General features: G+C 71.5%; 10 protein-coding genes. 5 read left to right on the forward strand and 5 right to left on the reverse strand.

All coding sequences use genetic code 11. From position 1 onward, the window contains the following. Nucleotides 1-64: 64 nt before the first annotated feature. The 4 genes from ACFVVM_RS18920 to ACFVVM_RS18935 form a co-directional block, all read right to left on the reverse strand. Nucleotides 65-1,504, reverse strand: a complete 1,440-nt coding sequence (locus ACFVVM_RS18920; protein ID WP_387619671.1) for an ATP-binding protein — start codon at nt 1,502-1,504, stop codon at nt 65-67. 55 nt (nt 1,505-1,559) lie between these two features. Continuing rightward, nucleotides 1,560-3,305: an NTP transferase domain-containing protein gene (locus tag ACFVVM_RS18925; RefSeq protein ID WP_387619674.1), complete on the reverse strand. Its 1,746-nt coding sequence runs from the start codon at nt 3,303-3,305 to the stop codon at nt 1,560-1,562. A 209-nt stretch (nt 3,306-3,514) separates the two neighbouring features. Further along, complete coding sequence (locus ACFVVM_RS18930) at nt 3,515-3,805, reverse strand: MGMT family protein (protein ID WP_387619677.1); 291 nt, start codon at nt 3,803-3,805, stop codon at nt 3,515-3,517. 4 nt (nt 3,806-3,809) lie between these two features. After that, the gene (locus tag ACFVVM_RS18935) at nt 3,810-4,601 is read right to left on the reverse strand and encodes an alpha/beta fold hydrolase (protein ID WP_387619680.1); all 792 of its coding nucleotides are present in this window, start codon (nt 4,599-4,601) and stop codon (nt 3,810-3,812) included. Nucleotides 4,602-4,715: 114 nt separating this feature from the next. Here ACFVVM_RS18935 and ACFVVM_RS18940 point away from each other — a divergent pair, with 114 nt between their 5' ends. From ACFVVM_RS18940 to nudC, 4 genes are all read left to right on the forward strand, one after another. Next, complete coding sequence (locus tag ACFVVM_RS18940) at nt 4,716-8,339, forward strand: ATP-dependent helicase (protein ID WP_387619683.1); 3,624 nt, start codon at nt 4,716-4,718, stop codon at nt 8,337-8,339. Further along, nucleotides 8,336-12,040 carry an ATP-dependent helicase gene (locus ACFVVM_RS18945; RefSeq protein ID WP_387619685.1) on the forward strand — a complete coding sequence of 1,235 codons (3,705 nt, stop codon included), beginning with the start codon at nt 8,336-8,338 and terminating at the stop codon, nt 12,038-12,040. Before ACFVVM_RS18940 ends, ACFVVM_RS18945 begins: the two co-directional genes overlap by 4 nt. A gap of 226 nt (nt 12,041-12,266) precedes the next feature. Then, nucleotides 12,267-13,322, forward strand: a complete 1,056-nt coding sequence (locus ACFVVM_RS18950) for a potassium channel family protein (RefSeq protein WP_387619688.1) — start codon at nt 12,267-12,269, stop codon at nt 13,320-13,322. Between the two features lie 41 nt (nt 13,323-13,363). Next, entirely contained in the window at nt 13,364-14,257 is an 894-nt protein-coding gene (gene nudC / locus ACFVVM_RS18955) for an NAD(+) diphosphatase (protein WP_387619691.1), read from the forward strand. Here the strand turns inward: nudC and ACFVVM_RS18960 are convergent. Further along, complete coding sequence (locus ACFVVM_RS18960) at nt 14,254-14,484, reverse strand: mycoredoxin (protein WP_387620874.1); 231 nt, start codon at nt 14,482-14,484, stop codon at nt 14,254-14,256. The genes nudC and ACFVVM_RS18960 overlap by 4 nt on opposite strands. A gap of 134 nt (nt 14,485-14,618) precedes the next feature. Here ACFVVM_RS18960 and ACFVVM_RS18965 point away from each other — a divergent pair, with 134 nt between their 5' ends. Further along, nucleotides 14,619-16,775: an ATP-dependent DNA helicase UvrD2 gene (locus ACFVVM_RS18965; RefSeq protein WP_387619692.1), complete on the forward strand. Its 2,157-nt coding sequence runs from the start codon at nt 14,619-14,621 to the stop codon at nt 16,773-16,775. Nucleotides 16,776-16,788 lie beyond the last annotated feature (13 nt).

A 16,788-nucleotide genomic window follows, 5' to 3' on the forward strand; every position in this document is an offset into this window, starting at 1 on the left:
TGCGCCATGACATCTGTCACGACGGATGAGGGGCTGACTCGTCAGTGGTGGAGCGGGTCGAACTTCATGAGTTCCGCCAGGCCTCGACCAGCTCGTCGGGGCCCCACCAGGTCTGCACCGGTGCGTCGGGGGTGACACCTGAGCGGGACACTGCGACCAGAGGTGTGTCGGCGGCCGTACCAGGGATGGCGAGGACGGAGCGCGCCAGGGCGTCGTAGTCGTGGCGGTCGAAGGGGTGGTTCTCGAGCCATTTGATCGAGCCGATGAAGTGGATGGCTTTCGCGACGGGTGCCCGGTCGGTGCCGATGAGGTCGACCTCGGGATTGTTGTTGCGGTTCCACCAGCCGCCGACTTCTTCGGTATCGGGCCAGTTCTGATCGGGGAGCAGGCGGAGCAGGGCGGCGCGGATCAACGGTTCGACCGCGCGGCCGCGCCATGAGGTCCAAGACCGTTCGATGCGGGTCAGGGCGAGGTCGCCGCGGCCGCGCTCGACGAGCGGGATGCCACGTTCCAGGAAGGCCAGCCAGAAACGCAGGTAGGAGTCGGTGATCCGGTACCGCTTGTTCTTGGTGTCGGCGGTGGTCGACAGCGGGAGGTCTGCGGCGACAATTCGCTTGTCCTGCAGGGTCTTCAGCAGCGGGTTGAGCGTGCCTGCGGGAAGCTCGCCCTTCGAGCCGGCTTGGGCGGCGATGGTGCTGAAGGTGCGTTCGCCGCTGCCGATGGCCCGCAGTACCGCTCGCGAGCGGGTGCCCTCGGGGAATTCGCCGAGCATCGACAGCTCGCCGGCGATCAACAGTGGGGACAGGGGATCGGCGGTGGCTTCGCGCAAGAAGTCGAGACGGTTCATGCCGTGGCGCCACGAGGCCAGGATCTGAGGGAAGCCGCCGGTGATGAGGCGGGCGTCGATGGCGGCAGCCGCGTCGAGGCCGGTCATCGTCTGCACATCCGCGACGTCGAGCGGGTCGACGGTCATCTTGGTGGCACGGCCGAAGAACGGGCGGTCGCGGGCACCCAGCGCCTCCATCACCGAGATGTCACTGCCGATGAGGATCAGCAGCAGCGGTTTGTGCGAGAGGTTGCGATCCCAGACTGTCTGCAACGCACCCTCGAACTCGGGGTCCTGCTCGACGAGCCAGGGCACCTCGTCGAGCACGGCGATCGAGGGGCGATCGTCGGGCGTGGCGACTGCCAGAGCTCGCAATGCCTGGTTCCAGTCCGCCGCTGAGAGCCCGTGGATCAATTCGGCGCCGGGAGAGCCGAGTCGTCGCGCTGCCTCGACGAACTCGGCACGCTCGGCTACGGGGGATCGCCCGCGGGTCGCCTGGAAGACGGTGTAGGGCGTGCCGGAGCGATCACAGAACTCCTGGACGAGACGTGACTTGCCGACTCGGCGTCGGCCGGTGACGACCACGGCGCGACCAGGCGTGCCTGCGGCGCCGTCGGCGACCGAGTGGAGCTGGCGGGTGAGGTGATCGAGGTCTGTCGCTCGGCCGGTGAACTGCATGCTGCACCTAACTGAGATGGAATCTTACTAAGATGTCATCTTAGTTTAGCGCTGGTCAGCGCGGGATGGGCAGGAATTCGACGAGGGTGCCGTCGGTGGCGTCCGGCGGGACGATGACGATGCCGTCGCGGTCGATCAGGCCGGCGAGGTGGGCGGTGCGGACCGAGGGGTCGCCGAGCCAGCCGCCCTCGGGGGCGTAGCGGGCCGGGGTGATGCGCTGGAGCGGGGCCGCGATCTCGCTCGCGTTGTGCAGCGGGCCGAGGATTCGGCGTGGTGGGGGCGCGGCTGTGCGTGCGGCCACGATCGTGGGGGTGAGGGTGAGCAGGACGGCGATCGCGGCGAAAGGGTTGCCGGGCAGGCCGAGAATTGTTGCGCCGGTCGGGAGTTCGGCCACGATGGTCGAACCGCCGGGGCGCAGTGCGAGTCCGGGGACCAGGATGTGGGCTTCGGTGCGGGCGATGGCGGTGCGCAGCTGGTCTGCCGCGCCGCCGCCGGTGGCGCCGACGACGATCAGCAGGTCGAAACCATCAGTGGTGGTGAGCATGTCGTCGAAGCCGTTGGTGGTGTCGCGCAGGTGGACACTGTCGATGACCCGCACGCCGAGACCGGTGAGCAGGGCGGGCAGGACGGGGCCGATCGAGTCGCGGGTCTGACCGGTCTGCAACGGACCGGTGCTGCGGATTTCGTCGCCGGTCATCACGATGCGGGCCCGGACCGGGCCGCGGACCAGACCCGCGGTGACCTCCACGGAGGCCGCGGCCGAGCGCAGGGCCACGGTCACCGGGGTGCCCGCGGGGGCGATGAGGTCGCCGACCTCGCGGTCCTCACCGCTGCGGCGGACATCGCCGCGGACCGGGGCGTCGGGGCGGCGGGCGAGGGTGTCGCCGGTGATGGCGGCGAACTCGTCGCGCAGGACCGAGGTGGTGCCGTCGGGCACGTGCGCGCCGGTGGCGATCCGCACCGCCTCGCCGGGCAGCAGGCCGGCCGGGCGCGCGCCGCCCGCGAATCCGATATCGCGCCGGAGCCGCCACGGGCCGTCACCGCAGACGGCGTAGCCGTCCATGGCCGAGACGTCGAAGCGGGGCAGCGCGCCCGCGGCGTGGATCGGCGCGGCCAGGGCGGCGCCGGGGACCTCGCCGAGATCGGCGTCGTAGGCGACCAGTGGCGTGAGGCCCGAACCGATGAGTTCCCTTGCCTCGGTGAGGTTCAGGCGTGGCGAGGTGCGGTCGACGGCGATGGTGGCCCGGGCCGAGCGAACCTGGTCCTCGGTATCGCAGTCGTCGGTACCCGGCAGCTCGACCACGGCGGACTCGGTGGGCATGATCGCCTTCATCGGCTGGTTCACCAGCGAATCCAACTGGGCCAGTGCGGTTTCGAGTGCGATGCGGCGCCAGATACCGACCAGATATTGCGGACGTCCCGAGGCGTCGATCGCGAAGACGGCATCTGCCGTGGATTCGGCGGCCTGCCTGGACAATTCGCGCACGGTGTCCTCGGTGAGAAACGGCAGATCGGCGGCGAGCACCACGATCCACGGCGCCGCGTTCGCACCGAGCGCGCTCAGACCGCTCCCGATCGCGGCGACCGGCCCCGACCCCGGCGGCACCTCGCGAACCTGTTCGATCCGGGCGTCCAACTCCGGCCGGTGCGGCCCGACCACGACGACCCGCCCGCACTCACGCACCGCGCCCAACGCCGCGTCGAGCATCGACCGCCCCCCGACCATGATCGCGGGCTTGTCCACCCCACCCATCCGACTCGCTCGACCACCCGCGAGCACGATCGCATCGGCGGTGCTCATCGGCTGATTCGGCGTCGGGTGGTCGGCACGAAAGTCATGCTAGCCGTGTGCGACGCGGATACCCGATCGCCGCTGATCGCGTTGGACGGTTGATCACCAGGCACTCAGGTGAGTATCGGCCGAGAAGCGAACGCCACCAGAGCCTGGTGATCAGCTGTCCAGCTGATGCGCTCGTCGATGTCGGGTGCGGTGGATGGTGGCGTGTGGCCTCAGAGGCGGGCGGTGCGGAGGTCGACGCGGCCGTCGGTGATCGGGACGCCTTCCTCGGTGAGCAGGCGGAGCTGGCGGGTGGCGAGGTGGGCGGCGGGGCGGCCGGAGGCGCCGATGACGCGGTGCCAGGGGAGGTCGGCGGAGTCGGTGCGCATGATCCAGCCGACGGTGCGCGGGGAGGACAGGCCCGCGGCGGCGGCGATGTCGCCGTAGGTGGCGACGCGGCCGGGCGGGATCGCGGCCACCAGCTCGCGGACCCGTTCGACCTGTTCCTCCGTGGTCGCCGCCATCGGCCTACAGCACCGCCGCGATCAGCGCGGCGGTCTCGGCGGGGCGGGCCTGGGCGACCATGTGGTCGCAGTCCCAGTCGTGGGCGGTGAGCCGGTCGCCCAGGTGCTCGGCGAGGGCGGCGCGGAACTCGGCGGTCACGTACGGCGGCTGCACCTTGGCGGCCCGCACGAGCACGGTCGGCAGGTCGGCGGGCGGCAGGACGAACGGGCGTGCCAGCTGACCCCAGTAGGAGGTGATCGCGGGCTGGAAGATCCGCCAGCCGACCCGGTCGCCCTCGGTGGGCACGAGGTGCTCGGCGAGTTCGCGTTCCAGGATCGCGGGGTCGACCTCGTCGGGGCTCCACGCGCTGGCCTGCTTGTCGGACCTGGCCTCGGCGAGATCGGTGTAGTCGGGGGAGGCGAGGTTGGCGAGGGCGATCTGCTCGATCAGCTTCGCGTCGATGCCGATCGCGGGATCGAGCAGGACCAGCGCGCGCACCAGCTCGGGATGACGCCGGGCGAGGTGGATGCCGACGGCGCCACCGAAGGAGTGCCCGGCCACCACGACCGGGCCCGTGGTCTCGGTGCGCAGCAGCTCGGCCAGATCGTCGGCGATCGTCTCGAAGTCCCACGGTGGCAGCGCAGGGGAACGGCCGTGTCCGCGCAGGTCGGGGGCGATCACGCGGGCCCGCGGCAGGTGCTCGGTGGCGAGGTTCTCCCACCGGTTGCCGTGCCCGGTCAGACCGTGCAGGGCGAGGACGACGGGACCGTCGGCGGGGCCGAACCGGTGCACATGAAGCGACGACACACCTGCCATTCTGGCCGGTCGCGCCCGGTCGCGCAGCGCGTGCCCCGGTAGGGGAACGCGGGGGTGTCGTACTGGTCTGTTGCAATAGCCGATGTGGTGCGATCGGATAGCTCGGTGCGACTCGTGCGCCGGACGACGCGGGCGCCCCGGCCGCGGGCCTGGGGCGCTGCTGTTCGCGCGCTGTTCGCCGAGCAGGCCCAGCCCGCGCCGCCCCGGCCCGGCTGGCTGCCCTGGCAGGTGCTCGGCGGACCGGGCACCGGCAAGACCGCGCTGCTCGTCGACCTGGTCTGCGCGCGTGTAGTCGACGGTGCCGACCCCGCCTCGATCCTGGTCCTCACCCACACCAAGCACGCCGCCGCCGCGCTGCGCGACGCGATCACCCACCAGCTCGGGCCCCGATCCGGCGGCATCCCCGGTGCGAGCCGCGAACCCATGGTGCGGACCCTGCACTCCTACGCGTTCTCGGTGCTGCGCCGTCACGCCGAACTTCACGGCAACCCGCCCCCGCGCCTGCTCACCGGCGCCGAACAGGACGCGGTGCTGCGCGAGATGCTGCGCGGCGACCTCGCCGACATCGAGGCGGGCGCCCCCGGCCTGTGGCCGCCACGACTACAGCCCGCCCTGGCGCTGGGCGGCTTCGCCGAACAACTGCGCGACCTGATGCTGCGCGCCACCGAACGCGGACTCGGCCCCGAGGATCTGATGGCGCTCGGGCGTGAGCACGACAACGACGCCTGGGTGGCGGCGGGCCGGTTCTTCCAGCGCTACGAAGAGGCATCGATGCTGCGCTGGTCGGTCGGCGTCGCCGCGCCCGAGGCCACCGCGCCCGCCCTCGACGCCGCCGAACTCGTCGGCGCCGCCCTGGACGCGCTCGCCGGTGACCGCAACCTGCTCGCTGCCGAACGCGACCGCATCCGCTACCTGCTCGTCGACGACGCCCAGCACCTCGACCCGCAGGCCGCCATCCTGGTCCGCGCCGTCGGCAGCGGCAGCGCGAGCACCGTGATCACCGGCGACCCCGACCAGGCGGTGTTCACCTTCCGCGGCGCCGACACACACTTCCTCACCGATCTCGAGACGGTGCCGCAACGCCGAATCATCCTGCGCCACAACCACCGCAGCGGTGCACCCATCCGCTTGGCCAATGCCCGCATCGCCGCTCGGCTGCCCGGTAGTGCGCGTCATCGAGTGCTGCCGGGGCAGGAGAACCGTCCGCCGGAACCCACCGAGGAATCTGCTTCCGCTTCGAGTGCGCTCGTCGACGAGGCGAGCGTGCGGGTGCGGGTGCTCTCCACCCCCGCCAAGGAGGCGGCGCTGATCGCGGATCATCTGCGGCGGGCGCATCTCACCGATGGGGTGCCGTGGTCGGCCATGGCGGTGATCGTGCGGTCGGTGCCGTTGTCGCTGGCGCCGCTGCGGCGGGCGCTGCTGGGGGCCGGGGTGCCGGTGCGCAGGCCCGCGGTGGCCGAACCGCTGGCGCGTCGGCGGGGGGCGGCGTGGATGGTGCTCGCCCTGCGGGTGCTGCTGGCGGGGGATTCGTCGCGGCCGGGGTCGCGGCGGGCGATCGACGCGGTGTTCTCGCCGGACGATGCGATGGATCTGCTGGCGGGACCGCTCGGTGGCGCCGATCAGATCGCGCTGCGCCGCCTGCGCCGCGGTGTGCGGCGCAGCGTGCTGGATCTGGAACGCACGGGTGCGCTGGCCGACGCCGATCCGTACGCCGACGGCACCGACCAGTTCCTGCTGTGGGGCGAGACACCGCCACCACCGGAAATGCCGGAGCCGGAACCGGATCCGATCGAGGACGAATGGCTGCCCCCGCCACCGGACCCCGAGGACCCGCTGCGCCCGGAACCCGAACCCGACTGGGATCTCGCCGAACGCATCCCGGACGACATCGACCTCCTCGACACCGAGATGCCCGCTGCCGCAACGCCGGTCGAACCGGTGCGTACCGAGCCGGAACCACCCGCGGTGCCGCTGATCGACCAGTCCTCGGCCGAGGTCCTGCGCGATCTGATCGTCGGCATCGGCGAGGACCGGCTGCTCGACGGACTCACCGAGGTCGAGGCCGCGCCACTGCGACGCGTGCTGCGCGCGGTGGAGAAGGCACGCCAGACCCAGTCCAGGGGACAGGGACTCGAGGACGTGCTGTGGACGCTGTGGACGAGTTCACGGCTGGAACGGCGCTGGTTCCGGCAGTCACGGCGCGGCGGTGCGGCGGGGATGCAGGCCGACCGCGATCTCGACGCGGCGGTCGAATTGTTCGATGCCGCGGCGGGATACGTCGACCGGTTGCCGAAGGCGAGTATCGAGGGTTTCGTCGAATACCTGCTGCACCAGCAGATTCCGCAGCAGGGCAGGCCGCTGACCGCCGAGGGCGACGCGGTGTCGCTGCTCAGCGCGCACGCGGCGGCGGGCCGGGAATGGGATGTGGTGGCGGTGGCGGCCGTGCAGGAGGGCATCTGGCCCAATCCGCGCGCCAGGGGAACCCTGCTGCACACCGAGGATCTCGTCGACCTGGTCGCCGGGGTCGATCCGGGGGCGACGACGAGCCGGGCCGCGCCGATCCTGGCCGAGGAACGCAGGCTGCTGCTCGTCGCGTGCAGCAGGGCCCGGCGCTCGCTGCTGGTCACCGCCGTCGAATCCGCCGCGGGTGACCAGGATCTGGTGCCCTCGCGATTCCTCACCGAACTGCTCGGCGACGACGACACCGGTGAACCGGGCACGCTGCCGGTCGCCGATCCCGGTCGCGCGCTGGTGATGCACGCGCTGGTCGCCGAATTGCGCGGTGTGGTCTGTGATCCCGGCACCGACCCGCAGCGGCGCGACCGGGCGGCGCGTCAGCTGGCCCGGCTCGCCGACGCGGGCGTACCAGGCACCGACCCCGGCGACTGGTACGGCACCGCCGCGCTCAGCTCGGAGCGGGAACTGTGGGACGACGACGATTCCCCGATCGGGCTGTCCCCGTCGACGGTCGAGCTGCTGCGCACCTGCCCGCTGCGCTGGGCGCTGGAACGGCACGGCGGCACCGACGGCGACAATCCGCACGCGGTGAAGGGCAATCTCGTGCACACCCTGGTGCAGGCGCTGGCGGGTGACGTCCCGGAGGCACAGGTGCGCGCCGCGCTCGATCAGGCGTGGAAGACGGTCGATCCGGCCACCGGCTGGCACTCGCGACAGGAGCTGCGGCGCACCGAGACCATGCTGGAGACCTTCCTCGCGTGGGTGCGCACGACCCGCGGCGAACTCACCCAGGCCGGTGTCGAGGTGCCGGTGGACTGCGTGCTGCCGCCGCGAGCCGAGGGCGCGCGGGCCGTGCGAATCCGGGGACGGATCGACCGGCTCGAGCGGGATGCGCAGGGGCGCTTCGTGATCGTCGACGTGAAGACCGGCAAGACACCGGTCGCCGCGAAGGCCGTCGACGACCACGCCCAGCTGGCGACCTACCAGGTGGCGGCCGCGCACGGCGCCCTCGACGAGGACGAGTCGGCGCCGGTGGCCGATCCCGGTGGGGCGCGACTGGTGTATGTCGCCAAGCCGCACAACAAGACCGGCGCCACCGAACGCGCCCAGACCGCGCTCGACGACGAAGGACTCGAGCAGTGGCGCGAGACGATCCACGATGCCGCCGCCGCGACCAAGGGGCCCGGCTATCTGGCCGTGCGTAACGACGGATGCCGGCACTGTCCGGTCGCGGGCAGCTGCCCGGTGCGCGACACCGGGCGGCAGGTGACCGACGAGTGAGCGGCGTGCGCGTCACCCCGCAACGGTTGGCCGACGCGCTCGGACTACCCCCACCCACCGACGAGCAGGCGGCCGTCATCGCCGCACCGCCCGGGCCGACCCTGGTGGTCGCCGGTGCGGGCGCGGGCAAGACCGAGACCATGGCCGCGCGCGTGGTGTGGATGGTGGCCAATCAGCTCGTCGCGCCCGACGAAGTCCTCGGCCTCACCTTCACCCGCAAGGCCGCCCAGCAGCTCACCGCGCGCATCCGCACCCGCCTCGCCCGGCTGGCCGGTGCGCCGCTGCTGCGCGAGGTCGACCCGAGCGGTGCGCTGCGCACGCTGATCGCCGGTGCCGAACCCGAGATCAGCACCTATCACTCCTATGCGGGGCGGCTACTCACCGCGCACGGACTGCTGCTGCCCGTGGAACCCTCGGCGGCGCTGCTCACCCAGACCCAGCTCTGGCAACTCGCGCACGAGGTGGTGCGCTCCTGGGACGGCGACCTCGACACCGACCGCACCCCCGTCTCGGTGACCGAAGCCGTGCTCGCCCTGGCCGGACAGCTCGCCGAACACCTGGTGGAACCCGAACAGCTGGCCGAAGCGCACGCGGAGCTGGAAAAGCTGGTCTACACGCTGCCCGCCGGACCACGCCAGCGCGGTGGACCGAGCCAGGCGCTGCAGAACGTGGTGGCCGCGCAACGCGAGCGCGTCGCCCTGCTACCCCTGGTCCACCAGCTCGCCGAAGCCCTGAACCGCCGTGGCGCACTGGATTTCGGCTCCCAGATGTCCCTGGCGGCCCGCCTGGCCGTCGACCACCCCGAAGTCGCCGCCGCCGAACGCGCCCGCTTCAAACTGGTCCTCCTCGACGAATACCAGGACACCGGCCACGCCCAACGCGTCCTGCTCTCCGCCCTGTTCGGCGACGCCGACGCGGTACGACACGACCGCCCCCGCTCCCCGGTCCGCGTTCGGGCCGCTGCGCCGTCGACCACCCCGGCACCCCAGGAGGACACGCTCTGGGCGCTGGACGAAGAACGGTCGGACTCTGCCGCAGGGCGGATGCGAGAGCACGGACCCGGCGGCGCCGGTAGCCGCGCGCACACCGCCGGGCATCACGCCGGGGGCGTCACGGACGGTGGCGCGGCTGACGAACGGACGGATGGCGCGGGGGCCGACCGACAGACGGCTGTCGGCGTTGGCGGTGGTGCGGCAGCGGGATTCGGTGCTGGGCCCGCCGCGCTGGCGGTGACTGCGGTCGGCGATCCGATGCAGTCGATCTATGGCTGGCGTGGCGCATCGGCGGCCAATCTGCCGCGTTTCGCCACCGATTTCCCCGCTGCCCCAGGGGTTCCCGCGCCGATCCTGCCGCTGCTGACCAGTTGGCGGAACCCGCCGGAGGCGCTGGCATTGGCGAATCTGGTGGCGGACCCGTTGCGGCTGCGGGCCAAGGCGGCCGGTGGTGCGACGGTGGACGCCCTGCGAGCCAAGCCCGAGGCGCGCGCGGGGACCGTCGAGTTCGCGCTCACCGAAACCATTGCGCAGGAGCGGGACTGGATCGCGGAGCGGATCGCGCGGGAGTGGGCACTCGCGCGGGAAGAAGAGAAACCGCCGCCCACCTCGTCCGTGCTGATTCGGCGCAATGCCGATGCCGCGCCGCTCGCCGAGGCGCTGCGGGAGCAGGGACTGCCGGTGGAGATCGTCGGCCTCGGGGGGCTGCTGGCGACGCCGGAGGTCGCCGACATCGTCGCCACGCTGCGGTTGATCGCGGAACCGGGTACCGGCAGCGCGGCCGTTCGCATCCTCACCGGCGCGCGCTGGCGGATCGGGGTGGCCGATCTGGCGGCGCTGGCCGAGCGGGCGCGGATGCTGTCGATCGGGAGTCTGTCCGGGGACGCCTCGGCTGCGATCACCGACGCCGCGGGCCTGGCGACCGCGCTGCGTGAGGTGGCGCCCGAACCCACCGAGCGGGCGGGCCTGGCCGATGCCATCGCCGATCCCGGTGCGCCGGAACGGTATTCGGAGGCGGGGTATACGCGCATCGCCGCGCTGAGCGAGGAGCTGGCCGCGCTGCGTGAACGCAGTGGGCAACCGCTGGTCGAACTGGTCGCCGATGTCGAGCGCACGATCGGGGTCGGCGTGGAGACCCAGACCCGCCGGGCCATCGCGAGTGGTGGCGCCGGACGCGAGCATCTCGACGCCTTCGCGGAGGTGGTGGCCGGGTACGCGGCCGATTCCCGTGCCTCGCTGAGCGGTCTGCTCGCCTTCTTCACCGCGGCCGAATCGGTCGAGAACGGTTTGGAGCCGGGCGAAGTGGAGGTCGCGCGCGACCGCGTGCAGGTGCTCACCGTGCACGCCGCCAAGGGGCTGGAATGGGAGGTCGTCGCGGTGCCGCACGTGAGCGCGACGGTGTTCCCCTCGACCACCGCGCTGAGCACCTGGCTCGGCGCGCTCGCCGAACTGCCGACCACCCTGCGCGGTGACCGCGCGCAACCCGATGCCGCCGAGGGTGTTCCGGTGCTCGACCTCACCCACGTCGGCGACCGTGCCGAACTCGAACGCGCGATCGGCGAGCACAAGGACGCGCTCAAGAGCCGCAGGCTCGACGAGGAACGACGGCTGTTCTACGTGGCGCTCACCAGAACCGAACGGGTACTGCTGGTTTCGGCCTACCACTGGCCCGAGACCGGCACCTCGCAGAAGGGTCCGTCGGAGTTCCTGCTCGAACTGAAACAGGCGAACGAAGATCCCGGCAGCGACGCGCACGGCGTCGCCACCATCGCCCGCTGGGACGACAAGCCGCCACCCGATGCCGTGAACCCCTTCGCGGACAACCCGCCGACCGCCCAGTGGCCCCGCGACCCGCTCGGCGGCCGCCGCGACCCCATCGAGCAGGGTGCCGCCCTGGTCCGGGAGGCGCTCGATCAATTGCGCAGCAGCCCAGCCGATTCCGCTGCGGAAGACGAGAACACCGATGACGACCCCGAGGGTTGGGCGAACGATGTCGACGCCCTGCTCGCCGAGTTCACTGCCGCCGAACTCGCCGAACAACAGGTGGAACTGCCCGGCCAGCTCCCCGCCACCGCCCTGGTGGAACTGCGCGCCGACCCCACCCGCCTGGCCGCGCGCCTGCGCCGCCCGCTGCCCTACCCGCCGAACCCGATGGCCCGGCGCGGCACCGCCTTCCACGCCTGGGTGCAGTCCTGGTTCGGCACCGAACAGCTGCTCGGCCTCGACGAACTGCCCGGCGCCGCCGACAGCACCGCCGAACTCGGCCGCGCCGATCAGGAACTGGCCGCCATGCAGGCGGCGTTCCGCCGCTCACCGTGGGCGCACCGCAACCCCATCGACGTCGAGGTCCCGTTCGAGACCACCATCGCGGGCACCGTCATCCGCGGCCGCATGGACGCCGTGTTCGCCGAACCCGGCGACCGCTGGATCGTCGTCGACTGGAAGACCGGCGCCGAACCCGGCCCCGCCGACGAACCCGCCGTCGCCGTCCAGCTGGCCGTCTACCGCCTCGCCTGGGCTCGCCTGATGGCCGCCCGCACCGGCGAACCCGAGGACCGGGTGCTGCGCCGGGTGGGCGCCGCCTTCCACTACATCCGCTCCGGCCGCACCATCGCCCCCACCGACCTGGCGGGCCCCGACGAACTGGCCGACCTCATCCGCGACGCCGCCCCGGAGAACGACGACGCGACACCACCGGACGTTCGATGAGCCGACACCCCCTCGACCCGAAACGGCCGGTAACCTCAACACGCCGAAGGCAGCAACGCCGACGGTCTCCCATACGCGGCGCCAGCCGCCAAAGGATCCGGTTTTCGGCCGCCTCGATCTGGACTGACCAGAGGGTGCGACGAAGGAGTGCCCGGCGGGAGGGAAGATCGAGGGAACAGGCCGAAAACCCGCGGCGCCAGCCGCCAAACAAACACAGGAGGGGGCGATGTTCGGTGATCCGCGTAGTTCGGCTGGGCTGAACGCGAGTCCCGATTATTCGTTGGTCGGTCTGCTGCGCATCCCCGCGGCGCAGACCAGTCCGTGGATCTCACTCACCCGCCGCGTCCTGTTCGCGACGGCGCTGCTGTTCACCGCCGCGACCGTCGTCTACATCGGCCGTGACGGCTATCGCGACGTCACCGGCGGTGAACTGTCCTATCTCGACGCGCTCTACTACTCCACGGTCTCGCTCTCGACCACCGGTTACGGCGACATCGCCCCGGTGACGCCGACGGCGCGGCTGGCGAACATCATCGTCATCACCCCCCTGCGCATCCTGTTCCTGATCGTGCTCGTCGGCACCACTCTCAGCGTGCTCACCGAACGGTCCCGGCAGGCGTTCAAGATTCAGCGATGGAGGCACACCGTGCGCAATCACACCGTCGTCGTCGGTTACGGCACCAAGGGACGCACCGCGATCGACGCCATGATCGGCGACGGGATCAAGCAGTCCGACATCGTGGTCGTCGACACCGATCACATCGCCCTGGAGGCGGCGGCGTCGGCGGGGCTGGTCACCGTGCACGGCTCGGCGACCAAGTCCGATGTGCTGCGGCTGACCGGTGTGCAGCGGGCCGCGGCGGTGGTCGTGGCCACCAATCGTGACGACACCGCCGTGCTGGTGACGCTCACCGCGCGCGAGCTCAACAAGTCGGCCAAGATCGTCGTCGCCATCCGGGAGGCGGAGAACACCCACCTGGTGCGGCAGTCCGGCGCCGATTCGGTGGTCGTGTCCTCGGAGACGGCGGGCAGGCTGCTGGGCATCGCCACCACCACGCCGACGGTCGTGGAGATGATGGAGGATCTGCTCACGCCCGAGCAGGGCTTCGCAGTCGCCGAACGCGAGGTCGAGCCGGGCGAGGTCGGCGGGTCACCGCGTCATCTGAGCGACATCGTGCTCGGCGTGGTGCGCGCCGGTGAACTGATCCGGGTCGGCGAGCCCGCGGTCGACGCGCTCGACTCCGGCGACAAGCTGCTCTACATCCGGCGCACCGGCAAGTGATCCGCGGTTCGCGCGCACGGGGGACCGGTTAGGCTCGGGAGGTGTCCTTCCGGCTGAAAGATGTTCCGCTGCTGTCGCGTTCCACCATCGATCGCGCCGAGCACGTCCGGCTCGATCCCGACGCACTGCGCGAAGGGTGGGGCAAAGCGAAGATCCTGCGCGTCGACGCGCGCGGCCGGGTGCGGGTCACCGAGAGTGGCGTCGTGCTGGACGCGGCCGTCACCATCGCCGAACAGCCTGGTGAGGGCGCGGTTTTCCTCGGTGTCGCCGAGGACAGCCATCTGTGGGCGATCCGGACACCGGAGCTGGACGGCACGCTGAAGGATCTGCGTACGCTCGGCGGCGTCGACGATTTCACCGCCGATCTGCTCGCCACCGCCTACGCGCTGCTCAACTGGCACGACCGGGCCGGCTATCACGGCGGCGACGGCACGACGACCAGCTCCGCGCGCGGCGGCTGGTCGCGGCTGACGGCGGCCGGTGACGAGGAATTCCCGCGCATCGACCCGGCCGTGATCTGCCTGGTCCACGACGGCGCCGACCGGGTGCTGCTGGCCCGTCAGCAGGCCTGGCCCGCGACGATGTTCTCGCTGCTCGCCGGTTTCGTGGAGGCGGGCGAATCGCTCGAGCACTGCGTGGAACGTGAGGTCCGCGAGGAGGTGGGCGTCGACCTGCGCGACATCCACTACCTCGGCAGCCAGCCCTGGCCGTTCCCGCGTTCGCTCATGCTCGGCTTCGCCGCCGTCGGCGACCCCACCCAGGACCTGGTGTTCTCCGACGGCGAGATCGCCGAGGCGCACTGGTTCACCCGCGACGAAGTCCGCACGGCCCTGCAACTCGGCGACTGGACCGCCAGGGAAACCGGCGCCCGCCTCCTGGTCCCGGGATCCATCTCGATCGCGCGAACGATCATCGAATCCTGGGCGGAACTCTAGGCCTGGGCTGCCAGGGCCTGCTTGACCGCGGCCAGGGACGGGTTGGTGGCGGTGGAGCCGTCGCGGAACTTGATGGTCGGGACGACGTGGTTGCCGTTGTTGACGCTGCCGACGAACTCGGCCGAAGCGGGGTCGTCCTCGATATCGATCACCGTGTAGGTGATGCCCGCCTCGTCGAGCTGGGTCTTGAGGCGGCGGCAGTAGCCGCACCAGGTGGTCGAGTACATCGTCAGATCAGGGGTTGCTTCAGTCACGCGATGTGCAACGTCGCGGGGGCCCGCCGTGTTCCGCGACCCGCCAGGTCACCGCGTGGGGCGGGTCCGGTGCGCGGGCATCGGCGCGATTGTCGGGGGTCGCTGTCATGATGGTGCGCGTGCCAGCACTCGATCTCACCGCCCTCGACCCGGAACAGGCCGCCGCGGTGCGGGCACCACGGGGGCCGGTGTGTGTGCTGGCCGGTGCGGGGACCGGTAAGACCAGGACGATCACGCATCGGATCGCGCATCTGATCGCGGGCGGGCACGTCAAGGCCGATCAGGTACTCGCGGTGACCTTCACCGCCCGCGCCGCGGGGGAGATGCGCAATCGGCTGCGCTCGATGGGGCTCGGCGGTGAGGCCGGTCAGGTGCAGGCGCGCACCTTCCACGCCGCGGCCCTGCGCCAGCTGCGCTACTTCTGGCCGCAGGTGGTCGGTGACGTGCCGTGGCGGCTGCTCGACAGCAAGTTCCCGGTGGTCGCCCAGGCGGCGAACCGCGCGGGCCTCGGCAACTCCACCGAACTGGTGCGCGACCTGCTCAGCGAGATCGAATGGTCCAAGGCCTCGCTGATCGCGCCGGAGGACTATCCGGCCGCCGCGGCCAGGCACCACCGCGACGCACCGGTCGACGTGACCAGGGTCGCGCAGGTCTACGCGGGCTACGAGTCGATGAAGACCTCCGCCGACGGCCTGCTGCTCGACTTCGACGACCTGCTGCTGCACACCGCGGCCGCCCTCGAGGACTATCCGGCCGTCGCCGACGAGTTCCGTGGCCGCTATCGCAGCTTCGTTGTCGACGAATACCAGGACGTCACGCCCCTGCAGCAGCGGGTGCTCGACGCGTGGCTGGGCGAACGCGACGATCTCACCGTCGTCGGCGACGCCAACCAGACCATCTACTCCTTCACCGGCGCCACCCCCAACTATCTGCTCGATTTCTCCCGGCGCTTCCCCGACGCCACGGTGATCCGGCTCGAACGCGACTACCGCTCGACCCCGCAGGTGGTCTCGCTGGCCAACCGGGTGATCGGCGCGGCCCGCGGTCGCATCGCGGGCACCCGGCTGGCGCTGATCGGACAGCGCGCGGACGGTCCGGAACCGGAGTTCGCCGAGTATCCCGATGTACCCGCCGAGGCCGCCGCCGTCGCGGGCCGGATCAAGAAGCTGATCGCCGCGGGCACCTCGGCCGCCGAGATCGCGGTGCTCTACCGGATCAACGCCCAGTCCGAGCCGTTCGAACAGGCGCTCAACGACCGCGACATCCCCTTCCAGGTACGCGGCGGTGAGGGGTTCTTCCAGCGGCAGGAGGTCCGCCAGGCGGTGCAGGCGCTGCGCCAGGCCGACGCGCGCGACGATCTGCCCGATGAGGCGCGCAGCGGCGCCGAGCTGATCACCCTGGTCAGGGCCGTGTTGGCGCCGGTCGGGCTCACCGCGGAGGAACCGGCGGGCGCCCAGGCCAAGGAGCGCTGGTCCTCGCTGCTCGCCCTGGTCCAGCTCACCGAGGAACTGGTCGGCCACGACGCCGACATCGACCTCACCGGGCTGCTGCGCGAGCTCGCCACCCGGGCCGAGGCCAAGCACCCGCCGACCGTCGACGGGGTCACCCTGGCCTCTCTGCACGCGGCCAAGGGGCTGGAATGGGACGCGGTGTTCCTGGTCGGCGTCAGCGACGGCACCCTGCCCATCCAGCACGTGCTCGGCGATGACGGCAGTCCGTCGGATCAGACGGGGCTGGAAGAGGAACGCCGGCTGCTCTACGTGGGCGTCACCAGGGCGCGCGAACACCTCACCGTGTCCTGGTCGCTGGCCAGGACCGAGGGCGGGCGGCGCGTGCGCAGGCGTTCACGCTTCCTCAACGGCCTGGTCCCCGACGACTCGCCCGCCTCCCGGATCGCCGCCACCGCGACCGGCCCCAAGGACGCCGACGGCAAGCGCCCGCTGTGCCGGGTCTGCGCGAAACCGCTGATCGGGACCTATGCGACGATGCTCGGTCGCTGCCGTCGCTGTCCCGGTGAGCACGACCCGGCCCTGCTCGAGGCGCTGCAGGAATGGCGGGCGGAGAAGGCCGAGGTCCTGCGGGTGCGCGACTTCGTCGTCTTCACCGACACCACCCTCACCGCCATCGCCGAACAGCTGCCCGCCGACGACACGGCCCTGGCGGCGATCGCGGGCATCGGCCCGAAGAAAATCGAACAGTACGGCGCGGACGTGCTCGCCATCGTCGCGTCCAGAATGCGGGCGACGACACAAAACCGCAGGTAGAAAATAGGTTGTT

The organism is Nocardia sp. NPDC058176 (assembly GCF_042883805.1).
GTDB lineage: Bacteria > Actinomycetota > Actinomycetes > Mycobacteriales > Mycobacteriaceae > Nocardia.